Below are 17,680 nucleotides of genomic sequence, written 5' to 3'. Positions count from 1 at the left end.
TCGTGGCGGGCGCGTTGCGCAGATTCACCGTGGTTCTATTCTCACGCGCCTTTAGCAAGCGGAAACTCGATCGTGACTTCCAGCCCCGGTCCCGGCGAGCGGTTGCGCAGGCGCAGCGCGCCGCGATAACGCGCGACGAGCCGCTGCACGATCGCCATGCCGAGGCCGGTGCCGTTGGCCTGGGTGCGCGCCGAATTGACGCGATAGAACGGCCGCGTGACGAGCGCGAGCTGATCTTCGGGAATGCCGGGGCCTTCGTCGACCACCGAGAGCTCGACGCGCGAATGCGATACGCGCGTTTCGAGAATCACGCGCGGCACGCCGTCGCCGTCGCTGAGTCCGTATTTGCGCGCGTTCTCGAGCAGATTGCCGACCACGCGGCGCATATCGGTTTCGTCGGCCTCGATCACCGCCGAAGGCGCCAGCCGGGTAATCAGCCGCATGCTGTCCTCGCTTTGCATGCGCGCGGCGAGCTCGCCCGCGATCACGGACAGATCGACCGGCTCCGGCACGCGCTGCACCGGCCGCGCGTAATCGAGGAAGCGGCCGATGATCATGTCCATCTGTTCGATGTCGTCGACCATCGCGTCTTTCGTGGCCTGATCGGATGGGCTCATTTCGGTTTCGAGCCGCAGCCGCGCGAGCGGGGTGCGCAGATCGTGCGAGATGCCCGCGAGCATCAGCGCGCGGTCGGCCTCGAGCTGTTCGAGATCGCGCACCATCTGGTTGAAACTGCGATTGGTTTCGGCGGCGACGCCCATGCCGCGCTCGGGCAGGGACTCGGGCGACTGCCCCGAGCCGACCTTGCGCGCGGCCATCGCAAGACGCGCGAACGGCCGGTTCACGAGACTCGTGATGAACGCCGCGCCGAACAGCGACAGCGCCAGCGCGAACACGCCCCAGCCGGCCCATTGCAGGCCGGTCGCGTTGTCGAGCTGATCGCGGTCGAGCGCGACCCAGTAATCGTCGTCGTCGATCTTGAAGCTGATCCACACGCCGTTGATGTCGTTCACGCTCTGCGCGATCACGGTATCGTCGCCGAGGCGTCCGCGGATGTCGTGCTCGATCAGGCGGTTCAGCGATTCGTCGGGCTGGAGTTTGTATTTGTCGGTGGCTTCGCGCGGATACACGCGCACCCCTTCATTGCTCTCCAGATCCTGCAGCAGCGCGCGCCGTAGGTCGGGATCGGAATAGAGGAGCGCGGTGCGCGTGAGCTTGACGATCGCGACGAGCTGCAGAGCCACGCGCTGCGCGCGCGGCTCGCGCTCGATCACGCGAAAGCTCTGGAACCACGCCGCGAGACTGACTGCGATCAATAGCGCGATCAGCAGGAAGGTCCGCCAGAAAAGGCCGCCGAACGCGAGCGTCAGGAGGCGCCGGTCGATCCGCATGGGCCCTTCTTATGAGAAATCAAAGACAGCAACTGTTTTGCATGGGACCAGAGCCGGTGCCTGGCAATGGACCGGAGTCACGCGCCGAAGCGCGAACTCCGATCGACAGCCAAAGCGCCAACTCCGGTGGACCGCGATAAATCGCATGGGACTAGGGGTGGGGCACAAACTCAGGCTGCACCGTCGGGGATGAACACGTAGCCCAGACCCCACACGGTCTGAATGAAACGCGGGCTGCCCGGATCGGGTTCGATCAGCTTGCGCAGACGCGAGATCTGCACGTCGAGACTGCGGTCGAAGACTTCGTATTCGCGCCCGCGTGCGAGCTCCATCAGCTTTTCGCGCGACAGCGGCTGGCGCGGATGACGCGCGAACACCTTGAGCACCGAGAATTCGCCCGTGGTGAGCGGAATTTCCTGGCCGGCCTTGGTCAGCGTGCGGGTGGCGAGATTCAGCGCGAATTCACCGAATTCGAACACCTCGGTGGTTTCGGACGGCGCGCCCGGCAATTCGGACGGCGACTGACGGCGCAGCACCGCGTGAATGCGCGCGACCAGCTCGCGGGGATTGAACGGCTTGGGCAGATAGTCGTCGGCGCCCATTTCGAGGCCGACGATGCGATCGACATCCTCACCCTTGGCCGTCAGCATGATGATCGGCGTGCGGTCGTTGCTGCCGCGCAGGCGGCGGCAGATCGACAGGCCGTCCTCGCCGGGCAGCATCAGATCGAGCACCAGCAGATCGAAGCGCTCGCGCACCCACAGCTTGTTCATTGACGGTGCATTTTCGGCGACATAGACATTGAAGCCCTGTTCACCGAGATAGCGGCGCAGCAGATCGCGCAGGCGGGGATCGTCGTCGACGACGAGGATTTTCGAAGGGTTTTTGGTTTCCATGGTCGGCATCTTAGCGCGATTAGAAAGTGGTGCGCGGTTACACCATTTCGGGGGTTACAGTCAGTTACAAAATTTACCCGCGCTGTGGCGCGACGTAAAGTATGCACGTTTAGACTCCTTTACTGAAGGCGGCTGTTCGGTGGATACTTCACTCGAAAAAACTTTCGTACCCGGCTGTTACCGGGGTTTGTACACGCATCTGAGGTAGCCGGTTGCCGCGCCACGAAGGGAACAACATGAAGGGAGGGGTTTGGCCAAATGTGCGCCTGAGCGTGATTGCACTGGCGGTTGCCAGTACGCTCGCAGGCTCACTGAGCCCGACGTCCGCCCATGCGCAGCCGGCCGCCGACAGAGTTGCGAACGAGCATGCGCCTCACCCCAGCAGTAGCCGTGCCACTCGTCACAACCCCAGCACCGATCACCCTGCTTCTGACGCGATGCTGCGCACTGCGGTTCCTCCCGATCTCGATCAACGCCGCCGCGACGGTCATATGACACCCGAAGAGCGGCGTCTGTTGCGCCAGCACATTGAAGACGCCGTGCGTGAACTGTACAAGCGCTAGGTCTCTCTGCGTGCGTTGTCACGCATTTTCGTCGCGTGAAAACTCCTGTTGCATCTTCAGCGTCAACGTCTTGCCGGGCTGCGGCCGCGCCGGAGAACGCGCAGAACATTCTCGGCCTCGACGACGCGCGCTTTTTCCTGACGCATGTGGGCTTCGCGCCAGCGAACGCCGAACTTGCGCAATATGCGGGACTCACGCGCGAGCGGGCGGTCGACACCATGCTCGCGACGACGCGCACCGAAGCTGTCGTACCTCCGCCCGACTGGGTATTCGAGTCGATCCCAGCGTTACGAACTATTACGAGCGTGGTGAGTGCGCGAGATGCTGAACACCCCGTCGCCGCTCATTGAGCGCATGACGCTTTTCTGGCACAACCACTTCACCTCGGGGCAGGACAAGGTGCAGTTTGCGCAGAGCAAGGCTACGACATCAAGATTGCGCTGCGTGGGCTCTTCCTGAGCGATGCATTCTGGAGCGACGACAACCGCGGCGTGCTCGTGAAGTCGCCTGTCGAGTTCGTCGTGGGCACGCTGCGCGCGTTCGATAGCGCCTATCTCGAAGCGCTGCTGATGGACCCGGCTTATCGGTTGAAGTAATTGAAAGCGTTGAAGTGAGGCCGTCGACAACGGCACGCCGCGCCGCGCACAACAACAACTACGAGCCGGCACGATCACGACGAGGTACAGGATGAAACGACGCAGCTTTCTTTCGATGAGCGCGGCCGTCGGCGCGTCGCTGTGGTTGCCTCGCGCGTTCGGCGCGCGGAACGGGACGTCCGCGTGGAGCCCCGGTTCGCCCGATGCGCGGATCGAGTCTGGATCTGCTTCTTCGGGCCGCGGCTATGACAACCTGCTGATCCTCATCGAACTGAAGGGCGGCAACGACGGTTTGAACACCGTGATCCCGTTCGCCGATCCTGCCTATTACACGCTGCGTAAAAACATCGGTATCAGGCGCGAGCAGGCGATCCCACTCGACGAGCGCACCGCGCTGCATCCTGCGCTGCAGCCGCTGATGCCGCTGTGGCGCGACCGCCAGTTGGCAATCGTGCAGGGCCTCGGCTACGCGCAGCCGAACCTGTCGCATTTCCGCTCGATCGAGATCTTGGATACCGCGTCGCGCTCCGATGAGTACTTGCGCGAAGGCTGGCTCACGCGCGCGTTCGCGGCGCATCCGGTACCGGCCGGTTTCGCGGCCGATGGCATCGTGATCGGCAGCGCCGAAATGGGGCCGCTCGCTAACGGCGCGCGGGCGATCGCGCTCGTCAATCCCGCGCAGTTCGTCGCGGCGTCGCGGCTCGCGATGCCGGTGTCGTTGCACGAGCGCAATCCGGAGCTCGCGCATATCCTCGACGTCGAGAACGACATCGTGAAAGCGGCCGACCATCCGCGTCCGAAGCAAGGGCAGCCGCGCCTGAAAACCGCGTTTCCGGGCGGGGCGTTCGGCAGCTCGATCAAAACGGCGATGCAGGTGCTGGCCGCCTGCGATACGCCGCAAGGGCAGCCCGTGAGCGGGCAGGGCATGGCGGTGATCCGCCTGACGCTGAACGGTTTCGATACGCATCAGAACCAGCCGGGCCAGCAGGCCGCGTTGCTCGGACAGTTTGCGCAGGGACTGGCGGCGATGCGCTCGGCGCTCGTCGAACTGGGCCGCTGGAACGATACGCTCGTGATGACCTACGCCGAGTTCGGCCGGCGTCCGCGAGAAAACCAGAGCAACGGCACCGATCACGGCACCGTGGCGCCGCACTTCGTCGCGGGCGGCCGCGTGCAAGGCGGTTTGTACGGTGTGCCGCCGGTGCTTGCGCGGCTCGATGGGAATGGCAATCTGCCGGTCGGCGTGGATTTCCGCCAGCTCTATGCGACGGTGCTGGGGCCGTGGTGGAGGCTCGATGCGCCGGCGATTCTGCGGCAGCGGTTCGAGCCGCTGCCGTTGTTGCGCGCTTGAGCGGGCGTTATATCAAGCGCGTGGTGCGTGCCGGTTCGGTGTGTCGCGCGAGCCATGGCGGATCCGTCGCGTATTCATAGTGTCGTGACTGCTGCGTGTTTCTTCGTGTTTATTTCGCGCGCCACGCGATCCACAGCTTGCGGATCGGCGTCAACGCGATGCGTTGATGCAGCACGTGATAATCGTCCCGTTCGATTTCCTCGAGCAGCGCCAACGCGAGCGCCGCGAGCGCGACCAGCGTGCGCTGCGCGCGTCGCGCCTTCGCGGGCACCGCGGCGAGAGCGGTCTGCACCGCGTCGCGCGCACGCCGGGTCTCGAAGCGCATCAGCTCGGTGAACGCATCGGTGTATTTGCGGTTGATCAGATCGGCGGCGGTGACGTTATAGCGCTGCATCTCGTCGATGGGAATATAGATGCGGCCGTGGCGCGCGTCGTTGCCGGTCTCGGCGACGAATTGCGCGAGCATCAGCGCCTCGCCGAGCGGCACGGCCCAATCCGTCGCTTGCGCCGCGCCGTTCGCGGCACGAGGCGCCGCGGCGCGTGAAATGAGCGACGCGAAGTTGCCGCCGACACCGCGCACGTAGCGCTGCAGATTCGGATAGTCGAGATAGCGCGCCTGGTCGAGATCCATTTCGAAACCTCCGAGCAATGCCTGCAATGCCGGATATTCGGCCTGCACATCGGGAAGATGGGCCGCGAGCGCTTTAGATACCGGATGCGATGGCGAGCCGGCGGCAAGCGAGGCAATCTCCTTTTGCCACCACGCGAGCTTGGTGCGGCCGACAGCCGGGTCGCTGGTTTCCTTGACTGTTTCCTCGAACTCGCGACGCAATGCGAAGAGCGCCGTCAACAATGGCTGGCTGGCCGCGCGCGCCTGGCGCAGCGCATAGTAGGTGCTCGATCCTGGCGGTGCCGCTTTCTGCTGGCAATATTCGTCGAAATTCACGGGATTGGGTGTGTGGGGAAGGACTGGCGACGAGGGCGCCATGTGCATGTATTTGATGCATATTCTGCGCCTTTGCGCCGAGCCGAAAATTGTAGCATCGGCGCTGCCGCGCAGAGCCCGGCGGGTGCAGACAAGCGCGAATCAATCGGTTAGAATCTCGCGCTTACGCTTTTGGGCGCATGCTGATTGCGCGATCGTGAGCGCACGGAATTCGCGTGAGTGGCGAAATTGGTAGACGCACCAGGTTTAGGTCCTGACGCCCGCAAGGGTGTGCCGGTTCGAGTCCGGCCTCACGCACCATGAAAGAAGAAAGGGCCGCCTACGGCAACGTGGGCGGCCCTTTTTGCATTCGGGGCGCGGCTGGGCGTGTCGCTGCTGCCGGACATCAGCTCGCCGTCGACGTCTTCACGTTCCACGAGCCGTCGTCGATCAGGCGCCAGGCGTTCCCGTCTGCTCCTGCGAACCCGGCAATTCCGCCTGCGCGGCGCCTTCGAGAAAACGGCGCGTGGATTCGAACGCCTGCAACATCTGATCGGGCCACGGCGTCTGCAACATCACCGCCTGATGGTTTTCGAATGCCGACGACAGTAGTTTCGCGAGTTCGGGCGAACGAAGATGACGCAGCACGACGCTGACCGCGATCGCCGTTGCCTGGCTCGCGCCGGCGGTCTGGAGTTCCGAAGCGGTGAGTGCCGCGACCTGTTTATTGATGTCCACTGAGACTTCCCTGGATGAAAAGAAGAATGAAGGCGCGTTGGCCGATCCACGATTCTGACATGCGCGGCGCGTTGCGGCGAAACGGTCTGTCCGGTACCTCGAACATGTGCGGCCGGTCCGCCTCGTTACTCGCGCTCGCTCATCGTGCCGATGACTTTGTCGAGCGCGGCGCCGAACGCGGCCCTTTCTGCATCGTCGAGACAGTCGAACATATCGCCGTTCCATTTGCGCGCGATCGGCATCACCTTCCGGTATAGCGCGCGGCCTTCCGGCGTGAGCGAAACCAGCACCACGCGGCCGTCTTCGGCGCTCGGCTGGCGCTGCACGAGTCCCTGCCGGATCAGCGCCTCGGCCGCGCGGCTCGCCTGACTCTTGTCGAGATTGGCGTGGCGCGCGAGCTCCATGATCGAGAATGGCCCGAACGACCCCACCGCCGCAATCACGCGCGCCTCAGGTAACGTTACACCGAGCTTCGTCTGATAGCGCTCGCTGATGCCGCGCTCGGCCAGTTTGTTCAGCACATGCAGACGGTACGTGAGGAACTGCTCGAGCCCGGCTTTAACGGAGTCCTTCATGGTCATCCTGTAGTAATGGAGCGGTCGTGGCGCCGTGATTGTTGCCGCAGCCGTTTTGCCGGTCAACGCACCCCGTACTTCAGGCGCGTCAGTTGTTCCGCCTCGTTGGCGAGCAGGCGCGCGGCGTCGCGAATCGCGACGTCGAGCGTGATCGGCCCAGGCGCTGGCGAAAAGCAGCCGCTGAAATATTCGGCGAGACGTGGCAACGCGGCGGGATCGACCGCGCCGGACAGCAGCGTGGCGGGCACGCCCGCGGCCCGCGCATGCGCGCAGGCGATAAAGGGCGCCTTGCCATGCAGCGTTTGCACGTCCGAGCGTCCTTCGCCCGTGATCAGCCAGTCGGCGCCGGCAAGCGCCGCGTCGAGCCCGATTTGCCTTGCGACCGTTTCCGCGCCCGGCTCGAACTGCGCGCCGAGCATGTGCAGCGCGAAGCCGAGACCACCGGCCGCCCCGGCGCCCGGCTGGTCGCGCGCGGCACGCCCGAGCGCGGCCTCGAGCAGATCGGCGAAGCGCGCGAGCGCCGCGTCGATCGATGCGACCTGCTCCGGCTTGACACCTTTTTGCGGGCCGAAGATCGCGGTCGCGCCGTGATCGCCGGTCAGCGGATTGTCGACGTCGGACATGCCGACGAATTGCGCTTCGGCGAGCCGCGCATCGAGCTGCGAAGCGTCGACCCGCGCCGCCCGCGCGAGCTGTTCGGGCGTGCCTTCGAGCTCGTTGCCTTGCGCGTCGAACAGTTTCAGGCCGAGCCCGGCCAGCAGGCCGGCGCCGCCATCGTTCGTGCTGCTGCCACCGAGCGCGACGAAAAAGCGCCGTACGCCGGCATCGAGCAGCGCGCGAATCGCCTCACCCATGCCGCGGGTACTGCGCGCCTCGACCGGCACGCCCATGCCGACGGGGTCGGTGATGCCGACGATCTCAGCCGTCTCGACGATGGCGCTGCCGTCCGCGAGCAGGCCTGTAAGCGCTTCGCGCGTAGGACCGGCCGCACCGCGCACGCTGAGCGTGCGGCGCTCGCCGCCGCTCGTGAGCATCGCGTCGAGCGTGCCTTCACCGCCATCCGCCATCGGGCAGATACGCACGCTGGCGCCGGGGCAGGCGCGCTGGATGCCGGACGCGATCGCCTGCGCGACCTGTTCTGCGCTGAGCGAGCCTTTGAATGAATCGGGAGCGATGACGACGACAGGCGAGGGCGACGAATTCGGCATGGTGTCTCTGAGAAATTTGAGTCGTTGTGAGCGGGTCCGAAGGCGGAAGAAGCGACCGGACGCGGGCGGGGCCCGAGCGAGTTCGTTAGCTTATCAGCATGGGCGCGTCGGCTGAATATGTCGAACGGCATAGGCGGAATCGTCGGAGCAGACGTGCTGGCCACGGATTGCCGCCAGCGCGTGCGTGAGGCACAAGTCGTATGAGGAAAGTGGCAGAAAACGGCACTGCGGGATGGGTTGCGGCGGGGCGAAAAACAGCGCCGGACATGCGAAAACTGCCTCGAAATGGCCCCCAAAGCGGCCGGAATGCGCGCAAAAGTCGATGGAATCATCGAATCCCGGTTAGGCGCGCAAATTGTTTGCTAAAATATTCGGCTCTTTGGACTCAACCGTGCTCGCGGCGGCCTGCAAGCCCGCGGCGCAGGCGCATGATCGATGCAATCGGTGCGAAGCGACATCGAAAGGCGGCACGGAGAAGATAACTGATTCGCTCGAATAATTTTAGGACGATTGAAGCCATGGCTAACGTTGTTGAAAACCTCGGCAAGCTCGAACGCCGCGTGACGATTTCCCTGCCGAAGGATGCCGTGCAGAAGGAAGTGGATTCGCGTATCCGTCAACTCGCGAAGAACGTGCGCATGCCGGGTTTCCGCCCGGGCAAGGTGCCGCTCAAAATGGTGACGCAACAGTATTCGGGTCAGGTGGAAGCTGAAGTGCTGAGTGACAAGGTCGGCAAGGAATTCTTCGACATCAGCCGCGCCGAAAATCTGCGCGTCGCGGGTCAGCCGAGCTTCGCGCCGAAGACCGACGCCGTTGAAGACAGCTATGCGTTCGACGCGACCTTCGAGGTGTATCCGGAAGTGAAGCTGGGCGACGTCGCCACGGCTGAAATCGAGCGCACCACGACCACCATCAGCGAAGCGGAAATCGACCGCACGCTGGACATCCTGCGCAAGCAGCGCGTGCACTTCCACGCTCGCGGCGAAGCCGGCGAGCATGGTGACGGCGGCGCGGATACGGCTGCAAAGGACGGCGACCGCGTGACGGTCGACTTCGTCGGCAAGATCGACGGTGAAGCATTCCAGGGCGGCAGCGCGGAAGACTTCGCGTTCGTGCTCGGCGAAGGCCGCATGCTGCCGGAATTCGAAAACGCGGCGCGCGGTCTGAAGGACGGTGAAAAGAAGGAATTCGACCTGAAGTTCCCGGACGACTACCACGGCAAGGAAGTGGCGGGCAAGACCGCGCAATTCACGATCACGATGAAGAAGATCGAATGGCCGCATCTGCCGGAAGTCGACGCGGAATTCGCGAAATCGCTCGGCATCGAAGACGGCGACCTGACCAAGATGCGCGCCGAAATCAAGGACAACCTCGAGCGCGAAGCGAAGCGCCGCACGCAAGCCATCGTCAAGAATCAGGTGATGGACGCGCTGCTGAAGATTTCGGAACTCGACGTGCCGAACGCACTGATCGAACAGGATCAGGAACGCCTCGTCGCAATGGCGCGCCAGGATCTGGAACAGCGCGGCGTGCCGAACGCGAAGGACGCGCCGATTCCGGCCGCGATGTTCAAGGAGCAGGCCGAGCGACGCGTCAAGCTGGGCCTCGTGCTGGCCGAGCTCGTGAAGGCGAACGAACTGCAGGCGAAGCCGGAGCAGATTCGTGCCGAAGTCGACGAATTCGCGAAAAGCTACGAAGACCCGAAGGAAGTCGTCCGCTGGTATTATTCCAACCAGCAACGCCTTGCCGAAATGGAAGCGTACGTCGTTGAAGCCAACGTCGTCGATTTCGTCCTCAGTAAGGCCAAGGTGACGGACAAGGAAGTGAGCTTCGAAGAACTGGCAAGCGCAACGGCGCAAGCGTAACGCGTCGCTGCAACGGCGTGCCGGCTGTCGGAGCGACCGACAGCCCGCACGCCGTTTTTTTGTGCCACGAAGATGTGTTGCGCGCTGCATGTGGTCGCGTAGCGCGGACGTACTTCACGGCACTCAAGGCACTTGAATACAGCTTCGCCGCACCAACCTTTGTCCAGCATCTAATATTCAGAATATTTCCAGACAAGGATCCATTGCATGACCTTTCGCGCCCAAATGCTGGACACGTTGACCTCCCAGTCGTCCCGGGATCTCGAAGCGCAGGCACTCGGTCTGGTGCCGATCGTCGTGGAAACGAGCGGCCGGGGCGAGCGTTCGTATGATATTTATTCGCGTCTGCTGAAGGAGCGCATCGTGTTCCTCGTGGGCGAAGTGAACGATCAGACGGCCAATCTCGTTGTCGCGCAGATGCTGTTTCTCGAGAGCGAGAACCCGGACAAGGATATCTACTTCTACATCAACAGCCCGGGTGGCTCGGTGTCGGCGGGTATGGCGATCTACGATACGATGCAGTTCATCAAGCCGGACGTCTCGACGCTGTGCATGGGGCTCGCGGCGAGCATGGGCGCGTTCCTGCTGGCGGCCGGCGCGAAGGGCAAGCGTTTCGCGTTGCCGAATTCGCGCGTGATGATTCACCAGCCGCTCGGCGGCGCGCGCGGCCAGGCATCGGACATCGAGATCCAGGCGCGCGAAATTCTGTACCTGAAGGAGCGGCTGAATCATCTGCTCGCACACCACACCGGTCAGCCCGTCGAGCGTATTGCACGCGACACGGATCGCGACAATTTCATGTCCGGCGATGATGCGCAAGCATACGGCCTCGTCGACCAGGTGGCGCATAAGCGTCCTTGAACTGGTACGGTTTTGTCTCGCTGTTTTTTCCAGAAGCAGGGCAAAACCGTCATCGGGCCGGTTGTGAAATGATCCAACATCCGTCCGGGCGTCTGCGGCAAGCGCCGTCATTCTGCTCACTAGTCCTGTCGTGCCCAAACTGCGAGGCGGGGGCAAACGGCGTATTATGTAATCCGGTGTCCGGAGGCTCACACATTTATGGCGGACAAAAAAGGTTCTAACAGCGAAAAGCTGTTGTATTGCTCGTTTTGCGGCAAGAGCCAGCATGAGGTCAAGAAACTGATTGCTGGGCCGTCGGTGTTCATCTGCGATGAATGTATCGATCTGTGCAACGAAATCATTCGCGACGAGGCTGCGGGTGCGGGTATCGAGGCGGGCTTGTCCAAGTCCGATCTGCCGACTCCGCAGGAAATCCGCGAAATTCTCGACCAGTACGTGATCGGTCAGGAACGCGCGAAGAAGATCCTCGCCGTCGCTGTCTACAACCACTACAAACGCCTCAAGCATCTCGACAAGAAAGACGAGATCGAGCTGTCGAAGAGCAACATTCTGCTGATCGGCCCGACTGGCTCCGGCAAGACGCTGCTCGCGCAAACGCTGGCGCGCCTTTTGAACGTCCCGTTCGTGATTGCCGATGCAACCACGTTGACGGAAGCCGGCTACGTCGGTGAAGACGTCGAGAACATTATTCAGAAGCTGCTCCAGAATTGTAATTACGAAGTGGATAAGGCCCAGCGCGGCATTGTCTACATCGACGAAATCGACAAGATCAGCCGTAAGTCCGACAACCCGTCTATTACGCGCGATGTGTCGGGCGAGGGCGTGCAGCAGGCTCTGCTGAAGCTGGTCGAGGGCACGATGGCGTCGGTGCCGCCGCAAGGTGGCCGTAAGCATCCGAACCAGGACTTCATTCAGGTCGACACGACGAACATCCTGTTCATCTGCGGCGGCGCGTTCGACGGTCTCGAGAAGGTCATCGTCGATCGTACCGAGAAGACCGGCATCGGCTTCGGGGCGAGCGTAAAGAGCAAGCAGGACCGCGACGCGGGCGAAGTGCTGCGTGAAGTGGAGCCGGAAGATCTGATCAAGTTCGGCCTGATTCCTGAACTGATCGGCCGTTTGCCGGTGGTCGCCACGCTCGGCAAGCTCGACGAAGCGGCGCTGATGAAGATTCTCGTCGAACCAAAGAATGCGCTCGTCAAGCAGTATCACAAACTGTTCAGCATGGAGCGTGTCGAACTCGAAATCCGTCCGGCCGCGTTGCAGGCCGTGGCGCGCAAGGCGATTCGCCGCAAGACGGGCGCGCGAGGTTTGCGCTCGATTCTGGAACAGGCGCTGCTCGATGTGATGTACGACCTGCCGCAAATGAAAGGTGTTAGCAAGGTCATCATCGACGACAACGTCATCGACGGCGACGGCAAACCGCTACTGATCTACGAAGACGCGCCGAAGGTCGCGGGTTCGAACTGATCGGCTTCCGGATTCTGCAAAAGGGCCGTTCATGGCGACGTGAACGGCTTTTTCGTTTATCGTGTGGTCAGGCTGGTTGTTTTCACTATGGAGTCACTGAACCTTCGGAGTCACTGAACTTTTCCCACACGCGAAGGCTTGCAATATTTTCTGCTGGCCTTACCTATCGAACGAACTGATTCCACTCATGGGGAAATGAAATGTCAGGAACCCAACTCCTTCCGCCGGAACGCATTACGCTGCCGCTGCTCCCGCTGCGCGACGTAGTCGTTTTCCCGCACATGGTGATTCCGCTCTTCGTAGGCCGCCCGAAGTCGATCAAGGCTCTCGAAGTAGCGATGGAAGGCGGCAAGCACATCATGCTCGTCGCCCAGAAAACGGCTGCGAAAGATGAGCCGACCGAAAAGGACATGTACGAAGTAGGGTGTGTTGCCAATATCCTGCAAATGCTGAAGCTGCCCGACGGCACCGTGAAGGTGCTCGTCGAGGGCTTGCAGCGCGCGAAGACGCTTTCCATCGAAGAACAGGAAACGCAGTTCTCGTGCGAAGTCATGCCGCTCGAACCCGACCACGCCGACAGCGCTGAAACCGAAGCGCTGCGTCGCGCGATCGTGTCGCAGTTCGACCAGTATGTGAAGCTGAACAAGAAGATCCCGCCGGAGATCCTGACGTCGCTGTCGGGCATCGACGAAGCCGGGCGTCTGGCCGACACGATCGCGGCGCATCTGCCGCTCAAGCTCGACCAGAAGCAGCACATTCTCGAAATGTTCCCGGTGATCGAGCGACTCGAGCATCTGCTCGCGCAACTCGAGGCCGAGATCGACATCCTGCAGGTCGAAAAGCGAATCCGCGGGCGCGTCAAGCGTCAGATGGAGAAGAGCCAGCGTGAGTACTACCTGAACGAACAGGTCAAGGCGATCCAGAAGGAACTCGGCGAAGGCGAAGAGGGTGCGGACCTCGAGGAGCTCGAGAAGCGCATCACGGCTGCGCGTATGCCGAAGGAAGCGAAGAAGAAGGCCGACGCCGAGCTGAAGAAGCTCAAGCTGATGTCGCCGATGTCGGCGGAAGCGACGGTCGTGCGCAACTACATCGACACGCTGATCGGCTTGCCGTGGCGCAAGAAGAGCAAGGTCAACAACGACCTGTCGAATGCCGAGCGCGTGCTCGACGAAGACCATTTCGGTCTCGAGAAGGTGAAGGAACGCATTCTCGAGTATCTCGCGGTCCAGCAACGTGTCGACAAGGTCAAGGCGCCGATCCTGTGCCTCGTTGGGCCTCCGGGTGTCGGCAAGACCTCGCTCGGCCAGTCGATCGCGCGCGCGACGAACCGCAAGTTCGTGCGTATGGCGTTGGGCGGTGTGCGTGACGAAGCCGAGATTCGCGGTCACCGTCGTACGTATATCGGTTCGATGCCGGGCAAGATCCTGCAGAGCCTGACCAAGGTCGGCGTGCGCAATCCGCTCTTCCTGCTCGACGAAGTCGACAAGATGGGTCAGGATTTCCGCGGTGATCCGTCGTCGGCGCTGCTCGAAGTGCTCGATCCGGAACAGAACCATACGTTCGCCGATCACTACGTCGAAGTCGACTTCGACCTGTCGGATGTGATGTTCGTCGCGACGTCGAATTCGCTGAACATTCCGCCGCCGCTGCTCGACCGGATGGAAGTGATCCGTCTGTCGGGCTATACGGAAGACGAAAAGGTCAGCATCGCGCAGCGTTATCTGTTGCCGAAGCAGAAGAAGAACAACGGTCTCAAGGATGGCGAAGTCGATGTGACGGAAAGCGCGATCCGCGACATCATCCGTTACTACACGCGCGAAGCGGGTGTGCGTTCGCTCGAGCGTGAAGTGTCGAAGATCTGCCGTAAGGTCGTGAAGATGCTTCTGCTGAAGAAGGCGGAAGGCGCGGTGAAGGTGGACGGCAGCAACCTCGACACGTTCCTTGGTGTGCGCAAGTACGACTTCGGTCTGGCCGCGAAGGAAAATCAGGTTGGCCAGGTCACGGGTCTCGCGTGGACGGAAGTGGGCGGCGATCTGCTGACCATCGAAGCCGCGGTGATGCCGGGCAAGGGCAATGTGATCCGCACCGGTTCGCTTGGCGACGTGATGAAGGAATCCGTCGAAGCGGCGCGCTCGGTCGTTCGTTCGCGTTCGCGTCGTCTTGGCATCAAGGACGAAGCGTTCGAGAAACAGGACATCCACATCCACGTGCCGGAAGGTGCGACGCCGAAAGACGGTCCTTCGGCCGGTATCGCGATGACGACCGCGCTGGTGTCGGTGTTGACCGGTATTCCGGTGCGCGCCGATGTTGCGATGACGGGCGAAATCACATTGCGTGGTGAAGTCCTGCCGATTGGCGGCCTGAAAGAGAAGCTGCTTGCGGCGCATCGCGGAGGCATCAAGCTCGTGCTGATTCCGGAAGAAAACGTCAAGGATCTGACGGAGATTCCGGACAACGTGAAGAACGCTATTGAGATCGTGCCGGTCCGTTGGATCGACAAGGTGCTCGAACTGGCGCTCGAACGTGTGCCGCAGCCATTGCCGGAAGAAGAGCCGAAGCCGGCGGCGCCTGTGGCGGCCGAGCCGAGCAAGGACGGTGCAACGGAGGTCGTGAAGCACTGAAGCATGAAGCGTGAAAGCGCGCTCGACCCATAAGGGCGCGCTCAAGCATCGAGCAGCAACGCTATTGCTTGCTCTGAACCAGAAAAACCCGCGGTCACGGCCGCGGGTTTTTTATTGCCCGCAAGACTTCGCAGTGGACGAGAAAAGGTATCTGGTAATCAAAAAGTCCCACTAAAAATCTCCCGGATCAGGCTCAACCCCGCTTGACACAAGGGTTTCGGCCACATCTAATGAGGCGGCCCGGCATTCCTGCCGGCCGCATGGAGCGAGGCGCTGGAAAGCACTATCACAATTGCCATAAACATTCTCGGGGGTTGGAATGAACAAGACGGAATTGATCGATCACATCGCACAGCAAGCAGATATCTCGAAGGCCGCGGCCGGCCGTGCACTCGATGCAGTGATCGCGGGCGTCAAAAATACGCTGAAGAAGGGCGACTCGGTCACGCTGGTCGGTTTCGGCACGTTCGCGGTTGGCAAGCGCACCGCACGTACCGGACGTAATCCGCGTACCGGCGCCGCGATCAAAATCAAGGCGGCGAAAGTTCCTAAATTTAGGCCTGGCAAAGCTCTGAAGGATGCGCTAAACTAGCGAGCTTCCTGCTTGAGGAATTGCTTGAATCGGCTTGTCCGGGGATGGCGGCAACAGAAGCACCGAATCACGAAACGGGTGCTTAGCTCAGTTGGTAGAGCGGCGCCCTTACAAGGCGTAGGTCGGGAGTTCGAGCCTCTCAGCACCCACCAGTTTCGAAATTCGCTGTTGTCCAAAGTAGTCTGAAAAAGTTGCTTGCAGTCTCTGAAACCCGCGTAGCTATTGGCTCCGCGGGTTTTTTGTTGCCTGCGGACGGTCCAGAAACGTCCACGGTCGGCTGTTAGAATCCGGACTTTTATCGTTGTATTTTCCGATGTATGTTGTATCCGTCGTCAGCACTAGGCACGGTATACAACGATGGCCCGATCTCCTCTTCACCAGCTCACCCGGCTCGAAATTGTTAACGCGAGGCCGGCAGTCAAACCCTACACGCTGTCGGATGGCGGACGGCTCTACGTGCTGGTCAAGCCCGACGGCGCCAAGCTGTGGCGCTGGAACTACGACTTCTCTGGAAAGACCAGGACGATGGCCTTTGGCAGCTGGCCGGAGGTCTCGGAGCGGGAAGCGCGCGCCGCCCATGCAGCCGCGCGGGAGCTGTTGCGGCAGGGCATTGATCCCATGCAAAGGCGGCGCGAAGACAAGCGTCGTTCAAGATTCAGCGTGAATGCGACCTTTGAGGCTGTCGCGAAGTCGTGGATCGTCTCGCAGAAAGCACACTGGTCCGCTGACTATCTGGACAAGATTGAACGGCGGCTTGCCAAAAACGTCTATCCGTGGCTCGGCAAGCGGCCGATCGCCGAGATCACCACGCCCGAATATGTGGAGCAGATCATTCATCGCGCGCGCGACCGCGGGGTCCTCGACACGGCGAGAAGGGTGAGAGAGACCTGCAATTGCGTGTTCCGCCATGCTGTCGAGAACGGGCTTATCAAGTCGTCCGAAAATCCGGCGATCGATCCAAAGGTCGGTGGCGTCAGAACGCCTCCGGTGCAGCACTACGCTGCCATTGTTGATCCGGAATCGCTCGGCCAGTTGATGCGGGCGATTCGCTCGTATAAGGGCACACCGATTGTTCGAGCCGCCCTGCAGTTTGTGCCGCTGGTCTTTCAGAGGCCCGGTCAGATAAGAGCTGCTCGATGGGAGCAGTTCGATCTGGACAAGGCGGTCTGGGTATGCCCAGCCACAATGATGAAGGGAAAGCTGGCACGTAAGAGCAGTGGGCCGCCTCATCTCGTGCCGCTGTCGCGCCAAGCCGTCGCGGTACTACGGGATTTGTATTCACTGACTGGGCCGGAAGGCTACGTGTTTCCAAGTCGCAAGGCAGGCCTGCCGATGTCGGACGGTACTATCAATGCAGCACTGCGGACTATCGGATATTCAGGCCACGAAATGACTGGGCATGGTTTCCGTGCTACTGGCCGAACCCTCATTCGCGAGCGCCTGGGCTACGACAAGGAAGTTGTTGAGCGCCATCTGGCGCATGGCAGCGATGAGGAACTCGGAGACGCATACGATCGGGCCCAATTTTTCGATCAGCGACGAAAGATGAGCCAGGACTGGGCCGATTATTTGGACCGGCTAGCAAGCCAGGAAGGTCAGAGCGATCGCGTATGGCTGAATACGCCCGCACCGCAAGGGACTTTGTCCGTCGATGTGCCGATGACTAGTGGAGAATTGCTGGGCATCGAACAATTGAGCAGCGAAGTACATAGGAGTCCAAGCGAAGTGATCACTCAATGAAGCGCGTTAGATTTTTGATCTGCTGCCGCCCATTTAGATACAAGCCAATCCGGGCATAGGCAAGTACATTCAAGAGTACATTGAAAGTTCGAGGTCGATAAATGTACTACTCTGCGCTTCAACTATTCGACAACCGAAAATCTTGTCTCCGCTCAGCTTCGCTGCCCCCAAACCGAACCTTGGTACATACCGAGCCTCCACCTGACGAGGCTCGTCTATGCGCAGCAACAGACTGCATATAAGCAGCGCCATAGGCCCGCAAAACAGGGGGCAGCGTGTCGGCCAAGA

The 17,680-nt window shown here is 61.6% G+C and carries 15 protein-coding genes, 2 tRNA genes and 1 pseudogene; 12 read left to right on the top strand and 6 right to left on the bottom strand.

Annotation, left to right across the window (positions count from 1 at the left end; genetic code table 11):
- Positions 1 to 41 precede the first annotated feature (41 nt).
- Both QM685_RS18900 and ompR read right to left on the bottom strand, forming a co-directional pair.
- Positions 42 to 1,391, bottom strand: coding sequence for an ATP-binding protein (locus QM685_RS18900; protein WP_415118075.1), 1,350 nt, complete (start codon positions 1,389 to 1,391; stop codon positions 42 to 44).
- A gap of 170 nt (positions 1,392 to 1,561) precedes the next feature.
- Positions 1,562 to 2,296, bottom strand: a complete 735-nt coding sequence (gene ompR, locus QM685_RS18895; protein ID WP_006048917.1) for a two-component system response regulator OmpR — start codon at positions 2,294 to 2,296, stop codon at positions 1,562 to 1,564.
- Positions 2,297 to 2,523: 227 nt separating this feature from the next.
- Here ompR and QM685_RS18890 point away from each other — a divergent pair, with 227 nt between their 5' ends.
- The 4 genes and pseudogenes from QM685_RS18890 (at position 2,524) to QM685_RS18875 (ending at position 4,797) form a co-directional block, all read left to right on the top strand.
- Complete coding sequence (locus tag QM685_RS18890; protein WP_415118071.1) at positions 2,524 to 2,850, top strand: hypothetical protein; 327 nt, start codon at positions 2,524 to 2,526, stop codon at positions 2,848 to 2,850.
- Between the two features lie 321 nt (positions 2,851 to 3,171).
- A complete protein-coding gene (locus QM685_RS18885) occupies positions 3,172 to 3,309 on the top strand; it encodes a DUF1800 family protein (RefSeq protein WP_415118206.1) in 138 nt (45 codons plus the stop codon).
- A pseudogene (locus QM685_RS18880) lies at positions 3,285 to 3,338 on the top strand (hypothetical protein); the annotation flags it as partial. The gene QM685_RS18885 and the pseudogene QM685_RS18880, both read left to right, overlap by 25 nt.
- A 199-nt stretch (positions 3,339 to 3,537) precedes the next feature.
- A complete protein-coding gene (locus QM685_RS18875; RefSeq protein ID WP_415118070.1) occupies positions 3,538 to 4,797 on the top strand; it encodes a DUF1501 domain-containing protein in 1,260 nt (419 codons plus the stop codon).
- Between the two features lie 109 nt (positions 4,798 to 4,906).
- Here QM685_RS18875 and QM685_RS18870 read toward each other — a convergent pair whose 3' ends face one another.
- Positions 4,907 to 5,743, bottom strand: coding sequence for a squalene/phytoene synthase family protein (locus tag QM685_RS18870; protein ID WP_415118068.1), 837 nt, complete (start codon positions 5,741 to 5,743; stop codon positions 4,907 to 4,909).
- Between the two features lie 213 nt (positions 5,744 to 5,956).
- Between QM685_RS18870 and QM685_RS18865 the strand changes: the two genes are divergently transcribed.
- Positions 5,957 to 6,043 (top strand) — tRNA-Leu (locus tag QM685_RS18865).
- A 129-nt stretch (positions 6,044 to 6,172) separates the two neighbouring features.
- Here the strand turns inward: QM685_RS18865 and QM685_RS18860 are convergent.
- The 3 genes from QM685_RS18860 to QM685_RS18850 form a co-directional block, all read right to left on the bottom strand.
- The gene (locus tag QM685_RS18860) at positions 6,173 to 6,460 is read right to left on the bottom strand and encodes a hypothetical protein (protein WP_415118066.1); all 288 of its coding nucleotides are present in this window, start codon (positions 6,458 to 6,460) and stop codon (positions 6,173 to 6,175) included.
- Between the two features lie 125 nt (positions 6,461 to 6,585).
- Complete coding sequence (locus QM685_RS18855) at positions 6,586 to 7,035, bottom strand: MarR family winged helix-turn-helix transcriptional regulator (protein ID WP_415118064.1); 450 nt, start codon at positions 7,033 to 7,035, stop codon at positions 6,586 to 6,588.
- Between the two features lie 62 nt (positions 7,036 to 7,097).
- Positions 7,098 to 8,243 carry a glycerate kinase gene (locus tag QM685_RS18850; protein ID WP_415118062.1) on the bottom strand — a complete coding sequence of 382 codons (1,146 nt, stop codon included), beginning with the start codon at positions 8,241 to 8,243 and terminating at the stop codon, positions 7,098 to 7,100.
- 518 nt (positions 8,244 to 8,761) lie between these two features.
- On the opposite strand from QM685_RS18850, the gene tig reads away from it, so the two are divergent.
- From tig to QM685_RS18815, 7 genes are all read left to right on the top strand, one after another.
- Positions 8,762 to 10,108, top strand: coding sequence for a trigger factor (gene tig, locus QM685_RS18845; protein ID WP_415118060.1), 1,347 nt, complete (start codon positions 8,762 to 8,764; stop codon positions 10,106 to 10,108).
- 207 nt (positions 10,109 to 10,315) lie between these two features.
- Entirely contained in the window at positions 10,316 to 10,969 is a 654-nt protein-coding gene (clpP, locus tag QM685_RS18840) for an ATP-dependent Clp endopeptidase proteolytic subunit ClpP (RefSeq protein WP_006048927.1), read from the top strand.
- 198 nt (positions 10,970 to 11,167) lie between these two features.
- Positions 11,168 to 12,439 (top strand): ATP-dependent Clp protease ATP-binding subunit ClpX, encoded by a 1,272-nt coding sequence (clpX, locus tag QM685_RS18835; protein ID WP_013089402.1) that lies wholly within the window; start codon positions 11,168 to 11,170, stop codon positions 12,437 to 12,439.
- Between the two features lie 200 nt (positions 12,440 to 12,639).
- Positions 12,640 to 15,060 (top strand): endopeptidase La, encoded by a 2,421-nt coding sequence (gene lon, locus QM685_RS18830; protein WP_415118056.1) that lies wholly within the window; start codon positions 12,640 to 12,642, stop codon positions 15,058 to 15,060.
- 319 nt (positions 15,061 to 15,379) lie between these two features.
- Positions 15,380 to 15,652 (top strand): HU family DNA-binding protein, encoded by a 273-nt coding sequence (locus QM685_RS18825; protein WP_129957302.1) that lies wholly within the window; start codon positions 15,380 to 15,382, stop codon positions 15,650 to 15,652.
- A gap of 76 nt (positions 15,653 to 15,728) precedes the next feature.
- Positions 15,729 to 15,804, top strand: a tRNA-Val gene (locus QM685_RS18820).
- Between the two features lie 205 nt (positions 15,805 to 16,009).
- Positions 16,010 to 17,392, top strand: a complete 1,383-nt coding sequence (locus QM685_RS18815; RefSeq protein WP_415118053.1) for a tyrosine-type recombinase/integrase — start codon at positions 16,010 to 16,012, stop codon at positions 17,390 to 17,392.
- Positions 17,393 to 17,680: the final 288 nt, after the last annotated feature.

This window comes from Paraburkholderia sp. (genome assembly GCF_047605525.1).
GTDB lineage: Bacteria > Pseudomonadota > Gammaproteobacteria > Burkholderiales > Burkholderiaceae > Paraburkholderia.
Note: the sequence above shows the minus strand (reverse complement) of the source record. Positions and strands in the feature narration are given on the sequence as shown.